The organism is Micromonospora sp. DT4 (assembly GCF_049841675.1).
Classification (GTDB): Bacteria; Actinomycetota; Actinomycetes; order Mycobacteriales; family Micromonosporaceae; genus Micromonospora.
The window spans coordinates 30,508-45,624 of the sequence record NZ_JBNCKT010000008.1 but is presented as its reverse complement, the minus strand read 5'-3'; the positions used below and the strand labels follow the sequence as shown (position 1 = coordinate 45,624).

The following is a 15,117-nucleotide window of genomic DNA, read 5'->3' as shown; positions in this document are numbered from 1 at the left end:
CCGGTAGGTGGTAATTGGATACCCCCGGGCACGGGTTTCGGGCAGTATCCCGGCGTGGGATACGTGGACGTGGCAGCGGTCGGGCACAGCCTGCCGGACGGTCGGGAACTCTTCGCCGACGTGTCGTTCCGGGTCGGTGAGGGCGCCAAGGTCGCCCTGGTCGGGCCGAACGGCGCGGGCAAGACGACGCTGCTGAGGATGGTCGCCGGTGACCTGCCGATACGCACGGGCGGCGTCGCGCGCGCCGGCGGGCTGGGCGTGATGCGGCAGTTCATCGGCATGATCGGCGACGAGACGACGCTGCACGACCTCGCCCTGTCGCTGGCCCCGCCGGCGCTGCGCGACGCCGGCCGCCGGCTCGGCGAGACCGAGGCGGCCATGCGGGCGGCCGAGGCCCACGGCAAGGTCAGCAACGCCGCGGGCAAGGCGCAGTTGGCGTACGCCGAAGCGCTGGGCGCCTGGGGCGAGGCCGGCGGGTACGACGCCGAGGTGCTGTTCGACACCGTCGCGACCATCGTGCTCGACCAGCCCTGGGACGCCGTACGGGATCGGCCGGTGCGGACGCTCTCGGGCGGGCAGCAGAAACGGTTCGCCCTGGAGTTGCTGCTGCGCGGCCCGGACGAGGTGCTGCTGCTCGACGAGCCGGACAACTTCCTCGACGTGCCCGGCAAACGGTGGCTGGAGGCGCGGCTGCGCGAGTCGACGAAATCGGTGCTCTACGTCTCACACGACCGCGAGTTGCTGGCCCAGACCGCCGACCGGGTGGTGGCCGTCGAGGGCGGCAGCGCCTGGGTGCACCCCGGTGGCTTCGCCAGTTGGTACGAGGCGCGGGTCGCCCGGCACGCCCGCCTCGACGAGCTGCGCCGACGTTGGGACGAGGAGCACCAGAAGCTGCGCGAGCTGATGCTGATGTACAAGCAGAAAGCCGCGTACAACGACGGGTTGGCCTCGCGTTACCAGGCCGCGCAGACCCGGCTGCGTAAGTTCGAGGAGGCCGGGCCGCCGCCCGTACCCCCGAAGGACCAGGACATCCGGATGCGGCTGACCGGCGGGCGGACCGGCAAGCGCGCGGTCGTCTGCGACCAGCTGGAGCTGGACGGCCTGACGTTCCCCTTCGACCTGGAGATCTGGTACGGCGACCGGGTGGCAGTCCTCGGCGCCAACGGCACCGGCAAGTCGCACTTCCTGCGGCTGCTGGCGCGCGGCGGCACCGACCCCGACCCGGCGAACGGGCCGGTCGACGGCGCGGGTGCGCTGGCGCCGGTGGCGCACGACGGTGTGGCCCGGCTCGGCGCCCGGGTCCGCCCCGGGCACTTCTCCCAGACCCACGACCGACCGGAGCTGATGGGCAAGACGCTCGTCGAGATCCTGTGGCGGGGTGACGAGCACCGCCAGGGCATGGACCGGCACGCGGCGATGGGGGTGCTCAGCCGGTACGAGTTGGCCGGGCAGGGCGACCAGCGCTTCGGCACCCTCTCCGGTGGGCAGCAGGCCCGGTTCCTGGTGCTCCTGCTGGAGCTGTCCGGGGCGACCCTGCTGCTGCTCGACGAGCCCACCGACAACCTCGACCTGGCCAGCGCGGAAGCCCTCGAAGCGGGCCTGAACGCCTTCGAGGGGACGGTGATCGCGGTCACCCACGACCGGTGGTTCACCCGCTCCTTCGACCGGTTCGTGCTGTTCCGGGGCGACAGCGAGGTGGTGGAGACCCCGGAACCGGTCTGGGACGTCGGCTGATCGGTCGTCGGGCGGGAGCGCGTTCGGCCGGCATAGGGTGGATCTCGTGACTGAGATGACCTATCGCCGGCTGGGCGACTCCGGGCTCGTGGTGTCCGTCGTCGGCATCGGCTGCAACAACTTCGGCCGCAAGCTCGACCTCGACGGCACCCGCGCGGTGGTGGACGCGGCCCTGGACGCCGGGATCAACCTGTTCGACACCGCCGACATCTACGGTGAGCCGCAGGGCGGCTCGGAGGAGCTGCTCGGGCAGGCGCTCAAGGGACGTCGGGACGACGTCGTGGTGGCCACCAAGTTCGGTATGGACATGAACGGCCTCAACGGGCCGGACTACGGCGCGCGGGGTGCGCGGCGCTACATCGCCCGCGCGGTCGAGGCGTCGCTGCGCCGGCTCGGCACCGATCACATCGACCTGTACCAGATGCACGAGCCGGACCCGGGTACGCCGATCGACGAGACCCTCGCCGCCCTGGACGACATGGTCCGTGACGGCAAGGTGCGCTACCTCGGCAACTCCAACTTCGCCGGCTGGCAGATCGCCGACGCGGACTGGGTCGCCTCGTCCAACGGCCGGGCCCGCTTCATCAGCGCCCAGAACCACTACAGCCTGCTGGAACGCTCGGTGGAGGCCGAGGTGATCCCGGCCTGCGAGCGGTTCGGCCTCGGCATGTTGCCGTTCTTCCCGCTCGCCAACGGTCTGCTCACCGGCAAGTACAAGCGCAGCGAGCAGCCGCCTGCGGGCAGTCGCCTCTCCGGCGGTGGTCGGTACGCCGACCGACTCGCCGCCGCGGACTGGGACACCATCGAGGCCATCGAGGCGTACGCGAACGAGCGGGGCCTGACCATGCTCCAGGTGGCGATCGGTGGGCTGGCCGCCCAGCCGGCGGTGACCTCGGTGATCGCCGGTGCCACCACCGCCGAGCAGGTGCTCGCCAACGCCACCGCCGGCACCTGGGAACCGACCGACGAGGACCTGACGGCCCTGCGCGACATCCTCTGAGCTTGTCGTGGGGCTATCTCGCCAACGGTGTCAGAGGGCAGCCCGCAGCTACTTGATCTGATCTATGCGCTACATCCGATTGGAGGCCTTCCACAGGCTCGCCATGGATAGGGGCCGGTCATTTTACGGCATGTGAGTCCTGGTCGAGCCGGCGGCCGTCCGAGTAGGTCGCCTGGATGGCGACGCCGACGGCTCCGTCGCCCGCCACGACCAGCTTGATCTTGTCGGCCCGTGCGGTGGCAGGGGCCGCGGCTAGCCGTGCCACGGCCAGTCCGACCAGGACGGCGGCGACCGCCGTGCGGATACGCGTCGTGGACGTCACCTCCCTCATGAGCGATGCCCCTCCCCGACACCGGAGCGTCGGGGAGGGGCATCGATCGGATCAGAGCTGGCGACCGGGTGCCAGCCGGGTGGCGTCGCCACCGAGCCGCCCGGTGCCCTTGACCGGCTCGCCGTCATTGGCCTTGACGCCGGCCTTGCTGGCCGTACCGCCGAGCCGCACGATCATGGCGTCGGCGTCCCGGGTGAGGGTGTCCCGGATCTCGGCCTCGGCCACCAGGGTGGCGTCGGTGGCGAGGTCCCGGAACTGGGTCAGCTGCTTGATCGTTTTGTTGTCGTTGCCGGTCGCCTCGGCCTGGCGGGCCGCGTCGAGCTTGGCCGTCAACTGCTTGTGCGCCTTGGCCGACAACCGTCCCGTCGCCTTGAACCGGTCCAGCAGGAACTGCATGTCCCGGAACGAGGTGGTGACGAAGAACCGGACGTTCGAGGTCGTCTTGTTGCCGGCCTTGTCGGTCGCGGTGACGGTCAGCTCGTGCAGGCCGAGCGGCAGCTCGTACATGGCCTGCAGGGTGCCGCTGGCGTACGCCTTGCCGTCGAGCTGGCCGGCCACGGACGCGATGCCCGAGGTCGGGTCGACGGCCTGCCAGGACACCCGGACGTCCTGGCTGTCGCCGTAGAGCTGGCCGTCGGCGATACCGGCGACCAGCAGCGTCGGCTTGGTGCCGTCGATCTTCAGGATCGCCGACTTGAGCGTCTCGACGTTGCCCGCCTTGTCGGTCGAGCGGTACAGCAGCTCGTGCTGCCCGTCACCGGTCACCGCGACCGGCTCCGAGTACGGCGTCCACGCGCCACCGTCCAGCGACCACTCGACCGTCTTCACACCGGAACCGGCGTCGGTCGAGGTCAGCACCACCGGGATCGTCCCGTTGTGCCAGCCCGCGTCGTTCGCCGGAGCGAACGTCGCCGTGGTGACCGGTGCGGTGGCGTCGATCTTGACCGAGACGGTCTTCGTCGACTCCACGTTGCCGGCCTTGTCGGTCGAGCGGAACCGTAGCTCGTGCTCGCCGTCACCGCTGATCGCCACCGGAGCGGTGTAGTCGGTCCACGTGGTGGCCCCGTCCAGCTGGTACTGCGTACCGGCCGGTCCGCTACCGCCGGCCTCGTCGGCGGCGGTCAGGGTGACCGTCACCGGCCCGGTGTACCACCCGTCGGTGGGGGTACCGGACACCGCGCCGTCGTCACCGGAGCGGTCTCGTCGACCGCCCTGGTGCTCAGCTGGAAGTAGTCGAACGCGGCCGTCTTCGACGCCGTCTGGCTGGCGCCGAGGGTGAACAGACCGACCTTCGGGGTGGCACCCACCGCGCTGTTGGTCAGCGCCGCCAACGCGGTCCAGGTCGTCCCGTCGGCCGAGTACGACGCGGTGAAGGTGTCACCGGTGCGGGCCAGACGCAGGTACCACACCGCCGAGGTGAGGCTGGTCGCCTCCGGCTGGGGGCTCTGCACCGTCCCGCCGATCTCGCTGCGGAACTCGATCCGCCGCGTCACCGCCTGGCCGGCCTGGTTGTCCGCGATGAAGTCGAACTTCAGGTAGTTGTCGTCGTCCGTCTGCACGAGCAGACCGGCCTGCTGGTACTGCTCGTTCAGCAGGCTGCCGTCGACCTTCGTCTCCAGGGTCCAGTCGCCCGAGGGCGCGGTCTGGAGGATGAAGTTCTTCGGCCCGGTGTTGTCGGTGCCGTAGATGTCACCATTGGGCACGTCGATCCGCAGCGCGCCATCGGTCACCCGGTAGCCGCTCGGGTCCTCCCGCAGGATCGCGTCCCACCGGCACTTGTCCAGCGTGGTGCCGGTGAACTCGTCCGACGGGTCGACCGGGCCGGCCGGAGCGTCCGGCGTGACCACGAACGAGTCGAACGCGGCGTCCACGACGGGCGCCTCGGTGCCTCCGTTGAGCGCGAAGACCCCGATCCGCGGGTTGGTGATGCCGGCGAGCGCGGCCGAACGGCCGACCGGGGTGAACGTCTGCCCGTCGCCGGAGAACGCGGCGGTCAGGTTCGTCCCGTCGCTGGTGATCCGCAGGTACACGGTGTCACCCGCCGGTGCGTCGGCAGCGTCGTTGCGCGGCGTCGCGGCCGTCTCGGAGATGAACTCCACCCGACGGCTGCCGTTGTACAGCAGGTCCACCTTGGCGTAGTTGTCGTCGTCGCCGTACACCAGCAGGCCGGCCTGCTGGTAGTTGGCCGTCACTCCAAGCGTGACCTTGGTGGTCATCTCCCAGGCACCGGTCGGTGCCGCCTGGAGCACCAGGTTGGTGGCGTCGTTGCGGGCGCCGTAGAGGTCACCCACGCCAGTGGGCAGCTTCAGCGCGCCGCCACCGAGGGAGTAGAGCTGGTTCTCCCGGACCACGCTGGTCCACCGGCCCTTGTCCAACGTGTTGCCGTTGAAGTCGTCCGAACGCGCCCCGAGGCAGGACGTGTCCGGAGCGTTCACCCGCACCGGCACCGTGGCGTACGACTTGGCACCCATGCTGTCGGTCACCGTGAGGGTGGCCGTGAAGGCACCGACGCTGGTGTACGTGTGACTGGCGTCCAGGGTGGACGCCGTACCCCCGTCACCGAAGTCCCAGGCGTACGTCAGTGGGGTGTCGCCCTCGGCGTCGGTTGCCGTGCCATCGAAGGCGACGGCGACCGGTGCCGTGCCGGTGGCCGGGGTCGCGGTGGCGGTGACCACCGGCGGCCCGTTCTCGGTGACGCCGCGACCGACGAAGTCCATCCAGTTGACGTTGAACAGCGAGCCCGTTCCGCCGCTCGGGTCACGGGCGACGAAGTAGAGCGAGCCGCTCGCGGCACCGGTCACCGGCGCGCTCACGTCCGTGTACGTCTGCCATGCCCCGGTCGCCGGAACGGTGGCCGTGGCCACGACCGGTCCGTCGACCGCACCGGCGTGGACCTCGATCCGACCGCCGGCGGCGGCCGAGGCGGCCCGGAACCGGATCTCGGTGATGTTCGTCAGGTCCGCCGGGACGATCGACCACCAGTCGCCGTCCTCGATGAACGCGATGCTCTGGCCGCCACCGGCGGTGTCGGCTCCGGCCTCGCGCTGCACGCCGGCGTCTCCGCCGCCGGTGCTGCCCGGAACCCGTCCGGTGGCCGCGAAGTACTCGGCCTGCTTCTGCTTGGGCTGCAGGATCTCGATCTGCCGGCCGGTCAGCGCGCCGGACCCGCCGGCCCCACCCTTGTCGGTGTACGTGGCCTCGAAGACCGCGAACACGTTCGCCTCGGCGCCGTGCCCGGAGGCGAGCGACGTCTGGACCGTGCCGGTGCAGCCGGTGTGCTGCTCCAGCGGGTGGGCGTGCTCGTCGTGACCGAGCAGCACCTGGAGGTTCACCCGGGAACAGTCGATCTGCCCGTCCTCGGGGTCGGTCACCTTGACCGTGTAGCGGACCTGGTCACCCCAGTTGAAGAAACCACCGTCCGGTGGGAACTCGATCTTCACCGTCGGCGCGGTGTTGCCCACGGTGACCGGCACGTTGGCGACCGCGGTGCGACCCTTCGGGTTGGTCACGGTGAGCTGGGCGGTGTAGTTGCCCGCCGTCGCGTACGTGTGCGTCGGGTTGGCCTCGGTGGAGGTCTGCCCGTCGCCGAACGCCCAGGCGTAGGTGAGCGTGCCACCGTCCGGGTCCCGGGAACCGGCACTGGAGAACGTCACCGTCAACGGCGCCGGACCCGAGGTCGGATTGGCGGACGCCGCCGCGATCGGCGCGCGGTCACCGGCGATGTAGTCGATCCGGTAGACCCCGGAGTTGTCGTTGTTACCGCCGAAGCCGCTACCCCACTCGATCAGGTAGAGCGCGCCGTCCGGACCGAACTCGAAGTCCATCGGCCGGATCATCGACATACCGGGGAGCAGCTGGTTGATGTCCACCAACGACTTGCCGTCGGGGGTCATCTGCATCGTGTACATCTTGTTCTGGTTCCACTCGCCGAGCAGCGCCTTGCCGTCGTAGTAGGCCGGCCACTTGCGGATGGAGTTGAGGTTGGCGTCGTACCGGTAGGCCGGGCCGCCCATCGGGGCGCCACCACCACCGATCTCCGGGTACCGGGCGTCACCGGCGTAGCCATAGTCGACGGTGGCCGGAACGACCGGCGGGAGGTTGGTCAGGCCCGTGTTGTTGGGCGAGTTGTTCACCGGCGCGGCGCAGTCGAACTTCGGACCGCTCGGACCGGACGGGAACGTGTAGTCGTTGTACGCCTCGTTCGTGCCCGTGCAGTACGGCCAGCCGTAGTTGCCGGGGGTCACGACGTTCCACTCGACCAGACCCCGCGGGCCCCGGTCCGGGTTGTTCGCGTTGGCGTCCGGCCCGTAGTCACCGACGTACAGGGTGTCGGTCTTCGGGTCGGTGCCGATCCGGAACGGATTCCGGAAGCCCATCGCGTAGATCTCGGGACGGGTCTTCTCGGTGCCCGGCGCGAAGAGGTTGCCGGACGGAACCGTGTACGTCCCGTCGTCCTCCGGGTGGATCCGGAGCACCTTGCCGCGCAGGTCGTTCGTGTTGGCGGAGGTGCGCTGCGAGTCGTAGTCCTGGCGACCCGCCCGCTCGTCCAGCGGCGCGTACGCGTTGGACTCGAACGGGTTGGTGTTGTCACCGGTGGCTAGGTACAGGTTGTCGGCGCTGTCGAAGGTCATGCTGCCGCCAGCGTGGCAGCAGGTGTTGCGCTGGGTGTCGACCCGCAGCACCTGCTTCTCGCTCGCCAGGTCGATGGTGTCGCCGGTCACGGTGAACCGGGACAGCAGGTTGCGCGTGACGTTGTCGTTCGGGGCGTAGTACAGGTACACCCACTTGTTGGTGGCGAAGTCCGGGTCGAGCCGGATGCCGATCAGGCCGTCCTCGTTGTCGGTGAAGACGTCCAGGTCGACGGCGGTGACGGTGTTGCCGGTGTCCGGCTTGATGATCTGCACCCGGCCGTCGCGCTCGATGTAGAAGACCCGACCGTCGGGGGCGATGTCCAGCTCCATCGGGTTGCTGGTGTTGCTGTCCAGCGTGACCTTCTCGAAGCTGGCGGTCTTCGACGCGCCGCAGTCGGCGTCGACCACGCCGGCCGCCGTCTGGATGCCGCCGAGCAGGTGCTTGAGGAACTCGGGCTCGGCGTACGACTCACGGGTGTGCCCGCCGCCGGTGTACCAGGAGCGTCCACCGTCGAAGTCCTGGCACCACGCCGTCGGGTGGTCGGCGCCCATCGCGCCGGCGCCCGGGGTGTAGCTCTTCTCGTCCAGGCTGGCCAGCACGTGCACGTCCGGCCGCGGGTTGGTCTGGAAGTTGTACCACTCGTCGAACCGGGACCAGCGGTCCGGCAGTTCGGCGGTGGACGGGTGAGCGTGATCCTCCACCTTGACCGTGGCCTGCTGGTTCTGCGGGTGGTTGGCGAAGTACGCGCCGACCAGGTCGCCGTACCAGGCCCAGCTGTACTCGGTGTCCGAGGCGGCGTGGACGCCGACGTAACCGCCGCCGGCCTTCACGTACCGCTCGAAGGCCGCCTGCTGGTCGGCGTTCAGGACGTCACCGGTGGTGGAGAGCCAGATCACTGCCTTGTACTTGGCGAGGTTGGCGTCGCTGAACGTGGCGCCGTCCTCGGTGGTGTCCACCGTGAAGCCGTTTGTCGCGCCGAGCTGCTGGATGGCGGCGATGCCGGTGGGGATGGAGTCGTGCCGGAAGGCGGCGGTCTTCGAGAAGACCAGGACGGAGTAGGAGTCGGCCGCTGCGGCCGGAGCCGCCTGCGCCGGAGACCCGATGAGGGCCGTCGACGCCAGAGCGAGGGACAGCAGGGTAGCGGTGAGTGGTACACGGGCACGACGAGAACGGGACACGCCGCCTCCAATGTCGCGGTGGACAAGACTCGCGGGGCCGGCTCGCCGAAGACCGTCCCAGATGGAGCCGGTGGAGACGCCGTGCCAGGGCGTTCACGCCGGCATTTTGTCGAATCGCTGAACAAATTAGTTCTGTTGCATCGATGTCCGGCAAGATGCCGGCGGGTAACGGTTCTGCAACGGCGAGCGACATTCCGAACAGGACCGGAGAAAGCACCCCGATCGATCTCTCGCGCGAGGGTGGTCGGCTCTCTCTTGGCAGAGGGGGCGGATCTGTCGTACGGTGACACGCAAGTAACCCACGGGAGCCCGGTGTACCGGGCTGAGAGGGGGGCTGACAGCCCCCGACCGTCGAACCTGATCCGGGTAATGCCGGCGCAGGGAGGAGTATTGCCGTGCCGTCCCTTGGGCGACTGCATCTGATCACCGACACCCGACCCGGGCGCGATCCACTCACCGTGGTCCGGGCCGCCCTCGCGGCGGCCCGCGCCGACCTCGTCGTGCAGGTCCGGGTGGAGGACTCCGCCACCGACCGCGAGGCGTACGACCTGGCCGCCCGGGTCTTGGCGCTGTGCACGCCGTACGGAGCGACCTGCCTGGTCAACGACCGGCTGCACGTGGCGCTCGCGGTGGGTGCCGCCGGTGGACACGTGGGTGCCGACGACCTCCCGGTCGTCGCGGCCCGGCACGTGCTCGGCCCCACCGGCGTGCTGGGTGCCACCGCCCGCGAGCCAAGGACCGCGGTCGAGGCGGTCGCCGCCGGGGCCAACTACCTGGGCGTCGGTCCGTGCCACGCCACCAGCACCAAGGCCGGTCTGCCGGACCCCATCGGGTCCGTCGGGGTACGCGACGTCGCCGACGCCGTCGACGTGCCGGTCATCGCGATCGGCGGGGTGACCGCCGACCGGGTGCCGGCGCTACGGGCCGCCGGGGCGTACGGGGTGGCCGTGGTCGGCGCGATCTGCTCGGCCGCCGATCCCGCGCGGGCGACCGCCGAACTGCTGCGGGCGCTGGCGTGACGCCTACCGAGGTGGCGGTGGTGGGCGGGGGCCCGATCGGGCTGGCCATCGCGTGGCGCTGTGCCACCCGGGGCCTGCGCGTCGAGGTACACGACCCGGCGCCCGGATCGGGGGCCTCGGCCGTCGCCGCCGGGATGCTCTCTCCGGTCGCCGAGGCGTACTTCGGTGAGCGTCGGCTGACCGAGCTGCTGGTGGCCTCCGCCGCCCGCTGGCCCGCGTTCGCCGCCGAGCTGACCGAGGCCAGCGGCACCGAGATCGGCTACCGGACCGAGGGCACGCTGATGGTCGGGCTGACCGGCGACGACCTTGCCGAGGCGCGCCGGCTCTGGGCGTACCAACAGGGTCTTGGTCTGCCGGTGACCCCGCTGCGCCCCACCGAGCTGCGCGACCACGAGCCGGCGCTCGCCCCGCAGGTGCGCGGCGGCGCGCTCGCACCCACCGACCACCAGGTCGATCCCCGGCTGCTGGTGCCGGCGCTGCGCACGGCCGCGCGGCGGGCCGGCGCGGTGTTCGTGCCGCGACCGGTCCGGCGGCTGTCCGACGTGGACGCCCAGGTCACCGTGCTCGCGGCCGGCTGCGGCGCCGCAGCCCTCACCGGCCTGCCCGTGCGGCCGGTGAAGGGCCAGATCCTCCGGCTGCGTGCGCCCGGCGGCGTCGCGCCGGGCTTCCGGCACGTGATCCGGGGGTACGCCGACGGCGAGCACGTCTACCTGGTGCCCCGCACCGACGGTGAGGTGGTGCTCGGGGCGACGGTCGAGGAGCGATCGGACACCACCGTCACCGCCGGCGCGGTGCAGCGGCTGCTACGCGCCGGCGTCGACCTGCTACCCGAACTGGCCGAGTACGACCTGGTGGAGGCCGTCGCCGGTCTGCGGCCCGGCACCCCGGACAACGCGCCGATCCTCGGGCCGCTGCCCGGCCGGCCGGACGTGCTGGCCGCCACCGGACACCACCGGCACGGCATCGTGCTCATCCCGGTCACCGCCGAGACGATCACCGATCTCGTGCTCACCGGAGTGCCCGACCCGCTGCTCACCGGCTTCGGCGCCGACCGGTTCACCGGCCCGACCAGCAGTTTCGAGGAGGAGTGATGGAGTTGACGGTGAACGGGACCGGGCGCAGCGTCCCCGGCGGCGCGTCGGTGGCCGACCTGGTCAGTGACGTCGTCCCGCACCAGCGTGGTGTCGCGGTCGCGGTCAACGGCGAGGTGGTGCCCCGGGCCGGCTGGCCGGCCACGGTGCTGCGCGACGGCGACCGCGTCGAAGTGCTCACCGCCGCGCAGGGCGGGTGAGTGGCGTGCCGTTCGAACTGGGTGGGGCGACGTTCGGCTCGCGGCTGATCCTCGGCACCGGTGGCGCCGCGAACCTGCACGTGCTGGAACAGGCGATCCGGGCGTCCGGCACGGAGCTGGTCACGCTGGCGCTGCGCCGGGTGGACACCGCGCCCGGCACCGGGGGTGGGCTGCTGGATCTGTTGGACCGGTGCGGGGTACGGCTGCTGCCGAACACCGCCGGCTGCCACACCGCGACCGAGGCGGTGAAGGTGGCCCGGCTGGCGCGCGACGCGTTCGACACCGACTGGGTGAAGTTGGAGGTCATCGGCGACGAACGGACGCTGCTGCCCGACGGGGTGGAACTGCTCCGCGCCGCCGAGGAACTGGTCGCCGACGGCTTCACGGTGCTGCCGTACACCAGTGACGACCCGGTGCTCGCCCGCCGCCTCGCCGACGTGGGCTGCGCCGCCGTGATGCCCGCCGGCGCGCCGATCGGCTCGGGCCTCGGCATCGGCAACCCGCACCACATCCGACTGATCCGGCAGAGCGTGGACGTGCCGGTGATCCTCGACGCCGGCATCGGCACCGCGTCCGACGCGGCGCTGGCCATGGAGCTGGGCTGCGACGCCGTCCTGCTGGCCAGTGCGGTCACCCGGGCCGCCGACCCGGTGGCGATGGCCACGGCGATGCGGTACGCCGTCGAGGCGGGTCGACTGGCCGCCGGTGCGGGGCGCATCGCCCGCCGCTTCCACGCCCTCCCGTCCACTCCCGACGAGGGAAGACCAGACCTGTGACGGCCCCGGTGCCGTCGGGGGTCGTCCTGCTCACCGATCGTCTGGTCGCCAGGGGCAGGCTGGAACGGGTCGTGGCGGGGGCGGTCGCCGGGGGAGTGCGCTGGGTCGTGCTCCGGGAGAAGGACCTGCCGCGCGTCGAGCGCGCCGCCCTCGCCGTCGAGCTGCGCGCGACCCTCGCCGACGTCGGCGGGACCCTCCTCGTGGCCGGCTCCGACCCGCTGGGCGGCGACGCCGTCCACCTGCCGTCCGCCGGCCCGTACCCGCCGCCGGCCCTGCCGCTGGTCGGCCGCTCCTGCCACAGCGTGGCCGAGCTGAGCCGCCTCACCACCGAGCACTACGCCACCGTCTCCCCGATCTGGCCGACAAAATCCAAGCCCGGCTACGGCCCACCCCTGGAAGTCGCGGGGCTGCGCGCGCTCGTCGCGGCCAGCTCGGTGCCCGTCCTGGCCCTCGGGGGAGTGGAGACACCGGAACAGGTAACCGCCTGCATCGAGGCAGGAGCCGCAGGAGTAGCGGTGCTGGGCGCACTGATGCGAGCAGACGATCCGGCTGCGACAGCACACCTGCTAACCAGCGCCTTTCAAAAGGCGGTCACTCAGAAGCTTGTAAAAAGCCGGCACGGTCGGCCGCAGCCCCCAACCGCAACCAACGAGGAAAGATGACCCCGAAAACCACGCTCACCATCGCCGGCTCAGACTCCGGCGGCGGCGCGGGAATCCAGGCCGACCTCAAGGTCTTCGCGGCGCTCGGCGCGTACGGCACGAGTGTCCTCACGGCGGTCACCGCGCAGAACACCCGAGGTGTCGACGCCGTCCTGCCACTGCCGCCGCGCACGGTCGCGGAGCAGTTGGACAGCGTGCTCGCCGACTTCACCGTGGGCGCGGTCAAGACGGGAATGCTCGGCACACCCGCGGTCGCCGACGTGGTGGCCCAGGCCGCCCGGGACGGCCGGCTGCCCCAGCTCGTCGTCGATCCGGTGCTGGTCGCCACGAGCGGCCACCGGCTGGGCGTGGTGGGTGCGGTGGAGCGGCTGCTCCCGTACGCCCGGGTGGCGACGCCGAACTGCGCGGAGGCGGCGGCCATCACCGGACGCGGAGTGGACGACGTGCCCGCGATGGTCGTGGCCGCCGAGGCCCTGGCCGCCGGCGGCCCGGAGTACGTGGTGGTCACCGGCGGTGACGTGGGCGGGGGCGAGGCGGTCGACGTGCTGTGCGGCGGCGGTGTCACCACCCTGCTGCGCGCGCCCCGGGTGGACACCCGTAACACCCACGGCACCGGGTGCTCGTTCTCGGCGGCCATCGCCGTGCGGCTCGCGCTGGGCGATCCGGTGCCGGCAGCGGTGGGGGCCGCCAAGGAGTACGTGCTCCGTGCGCTGACCGGCGGGCGGGGTTGGGAGTTGGGCGCGGGGCGCGGACCGCTGGATCACTTCGGCTGGTCCGCCTGATCACCAGGGAGGTTGTCATGCAGGCACGAGGCAAGGTGTACGTCGAGGGTTCGCGGCCGGATGTGCGGGTGCCGTTCGCGGAGGTGACGCTGACCGGCGACCATCCGCCGGTGCGGCTCTACGACACGTCGGGCCCGGGATCGGAGCCGTCGGTGGGGTTGCCGGCATTGCGCGGCCCGTGGATCGCCGAGCGGGGTGACGTGGCGCCGGTGCGAGGCGCGGGTACACCGTTGGCCGGGGCGGACGGTCGCCGACCCACCCAGCTCGCGTACGCGCGGGCCGGTGTGGTGACGCCGGAGATGGAGTTCGTGGCGATCCGGGAGAACGTCGACCCGGAGCTGGTGCGGACCGAGATCGCGGCCGGTCGGGCGGTACTGCCGCTCAACGTGAACCACCCGGAGTGCGAGCCGGCGATCATCGGGAAGGCGTTCCTGGTCAAGGTGAACGCCAACATCGGCACCTCGGCGGTCAGCTCGTCGGTGGCCGAGGAGGTGGAGAAGCTGACCTGGGCCACCCGTTGGGGTGCCGACACGGTGATGGACCTGTCCACCGGCAAGCGGATCCACGAGACCCGCGAGGCGATCGTGCGCAACTCGCCGGTGCCGATCGGGACGGTGCCGATCTACCAGGCGTTGGAGAAGGTCGGCGGTGACCCGGTCAAGCTGAGCTGGGAGGTGGTCCGGGAGACCGTCATCGAGCAGGCCGAGCAGGGCGTCGACTACATGACGGTGCACGCGGGAGTGCTGCTGCCGTACGTGCCGTTGGCCGTGGACCGGGTGACCGGGATCGTCTCGCGGGGCGGCTCGATCATGGCGGCATGGTGTCTGGCGCACCACGAGGAGAACTTCCTCTACACCAACTTCGCCGAGCTGTGCGCGATCCTCGCGCGCTACGACGTGACGTTCTCGCTCGGCGACGGGCTGCGGCCCGGCTCCATCGCGGACGCCAACGACGAGGCGCAGTTCGCCGAGCTGCGCACCCTCGGCGAGCTGACGACGGTCGCCTGGGAGCACGACGTCCAGGTGATGATCGAGGGCCCCGGTCACGTGCCCATGCACAAGATCAAGGAAAACGTGGACCTCCAGCAGGAGTGGTGCCACGAGGCCCCGTTCTACACGCTCGGGCCGCTGACCACCGACATCGCGCCCGCGTACGACCACATCACCTCCGCGATCGGCGCGGCGATGATCGGCATGTTCGGCACCGCGATGCTCTGCTACGTCACCCCGAAGGAGCACCTCGGCCTGCCGGACCGGGACGACGTGAAGGCGGGCGTGATCGCGTACAAGATCGCCGCCCACGCGGCGGACCTGGCCAAGGGGCACCCGGGCGCGCAGGCGTGGGACGACGCGCTGTCGAAGGCGCGGTTCGAGTTCCGCTGGGAGGACCAGTTCAACCTCTCCCTGGACCCGGAGACGGCGCGCTCGTACCACGACGCGACCCTGCCCGCCGAGCCGGCGAAGACGGCGCACTTCTGCTCGATGTGCGGCCCGAAGTTCTGCTCCATGAAGATCACCCAGGAGCTGAAGGAGTACGCGGCCCGTGGCATGAAGGACAAGTCGGAAGAGTTCGTCTCCGGCGGCGGGAAGGTCTACCTGCCGCTGGCCTGATCCGACCAGGGCCTCCGGTCGGGCGGCGTACCCCGCCCGACCGGCCCGCGGCGGGCGGCTCTGATCGACTCGGTTCCGGAGGACGTCGGGGCGTCCGAGACC

General features: G+C 71.2%; 12 protein-coding genes and 1 riboswitch. Of the genes, 9 read left to right on the top strand and 3 right to left on the bottom strand.

Annotation, left to right across the window (positions count from 1 at the left end; all coding sequences use genetic code 11):
- Positions 1-54 precede the first annotated feature (54 nt).
- Together ACLQ24_RS05040 and ACLQ24_RS05035 are read left to right on the top strand one after the other, a co-directional pair.
- Positions 55-1,734 carry an ABC-F family ATP-binding cassette domain-containing protein gene (locus ACLQ24_RS05040; RefSeq protein WP_425889216.1) on the top strand — a complete coding sequence of 560 codons (1,680 nt, stop codon included), beginning with the start codon at positions 55-57 and terminating at the stop codon, positions 1,732-1,734.
- 37 nt (positions 1,735-1,771) lie between these two features.
- Positions 1,772-2,734 carry an aldo/keto reductase gene (locus tag ACLQ24_RS05035; protein ID WP_425889215.1) on the top strand — a complete coding sequence of 321 codons (963 nt, stop codon included), beginning with the start codon at positions 1,772-1,774 and terminating at the stop codon, positions 2,732-2,734.
- A gap of 118 nt (positions 2,735-2,852) precedes the next feature.
- On the opposite strand, the gene ACLQ24_RS05030 is transcribed toward ACLQ24_RS05035, so the two are convergent.
- The 3 genes from ACLQ24_RS05030 to ACLQ24_RS05020 are packed head-to-tail and all read right to left on the bottom strand — an operon-like array spanning position 2,853 to position 8,875.
- On the bottom strand, positions 2,853-3,065 hold the full coding sequence (locus ACLQ24_RS05030) for a hypothetical protein (protein WP_425889214.1): 213 nt from the start codon (positions 3,063-3,065) through the stop codon (positions 2,853-2,855).
- 51 nt (positions 3,066-3,116) lie between these two features.
- Positions 3,117-4,202 carry an OmpL47-type beta-barrel domain-containing protein gene (locus ACLQ24_RS05025; protein ID WP_425889213.1) on the bottom strand — a complete coding sequence of 362 codons (1,086 nt, stop codon included), beginning with the start codon at positions 4,200-4,202 and terminating at the stop codon, positions 3,117-3,119.
- Entirely contained in the window at positions 4,199-8,875 is a 4,677-nt protein-coding gene (locus ACLQ24_RS05020) for a ThuA domain-containing protein (protein ID WP_425889212.1), read from the bottom strand. The genes ACLQ24_RS05025 and ACLQ24_RS05020 overlap by 4 nt, the downstream gene beginning before the upstream one ends.
- A gap of 291 nt (positions 8,876-9,166) precedes the next feature.
- Positions 9,167-9,276, top strand: a riboswitch (TPP riboswitch).
- Here ACLQ24_RS05020 and thiE point away from each other — a divergent pair.
- The 7 genes from thiE to thiC all read left to right on the top strand — a co-directional run bounded on the left by thiE (position 9,271) and on the right by thiC (position 15,015).
- On the top strand, positions 9,271-9,894 hold the full coding sequence (gene thiE, locus ACLQ24_RS05015) for a thiamine phosphate synthase (protein WP_425889211.1): 624 nt from the start codon (positions 9,271-9,273) through the stop codon (positions 9,892-9,894). (Overlaps the previous riboswitch by 6 nt.)
- Positions 9,891-10,985: a glycine oxidase ThiO gene (gene thiO / locus ACLQ24_RS05010; RefSeq protein WP_425889210.1), complete on the top strand. Its 1,095-nt coding sequence runs from the start codon at positions 9,891-9,893 to the stop codon at positions 10,983-10,985. Before thiE ends, thiO begins: the two co-directional genes overlap by 4 nt.
- Complete coding sequence (gene thiS, locus ACLQ24_RS05005; protein WP_425889209.1) at positions 10,985-11,185, top strand: sulfur carrier protein ThiS; 201 nt, start codon at positions 10,985-10,987, stop codon at positions 11,183-11,185. Before thiO ends, thiS begins: the two co-directional genes overlap by 1 nt.
- Positions 11,182-11,961 (top strand): thiazole synthase, encoded by a 780-nt coding sequence (locus tag ACLQ24_RS05000; protein WP_425889208.1) that lies wholly within the window; start codon positions 11,182-11,184, stop codon positions 11,959-11,961. The genes thiS and ACLQ24_RS05000 overlap by 4 nt, the downstream gene beginning before the upstream one ends.
- Positions 11,958-12,623 carry a thiamine phosphate synthase gene (locus ACLQ24_RS04995; RefSeq protein WP_425889207.1) on the top strand — a complete coding sequence of 222 codons (666 nt, stop codon included), beginning with the start codon at positions 11,958-11,960 and terminating at the stop codon, positions 12,621-12,623. Before ACLQ24_RS05000 ends, ACLQ24_RS04995 begins: the two co-directional genes overlap by 4 nt.
- Positions 12,620-13,405 carry a bifunctional hydroxymethylpyrimidine kinase/phosphomethylpyrimidine kinase gene (gene thiD, locus ACLQ24_RS04990; protein ID WP_425889206.1) on the top strand — a complete coding sequence of 262 codons (786 nt, stop codon included), beginning with the start codon at positions 12,620-12,622 and terminating at the stop codon, positions 13,403-13,405. The genes ACLQ24_RS04995 and thiD overlap by 4 nt, the downstream gene beginning before the upstream one ends.
- A 17-nt stretch (positions 13,406-13,422) precedes the next feature.
- Positions 13,423-15,015 (top strand): phosphomethylpyrimidine synthase ThiC, encoded by a 1,593-nt coding sequence (thiC, locus tag ACLQ24_RS04985; protein ID WP_425889205.1) that lies wholly within the window; start codon positions 13,423-13,425, stop codon positions 15,013-15,015.
- Positions 15,016-15,117: the final 102 nt, after the last annotated feature.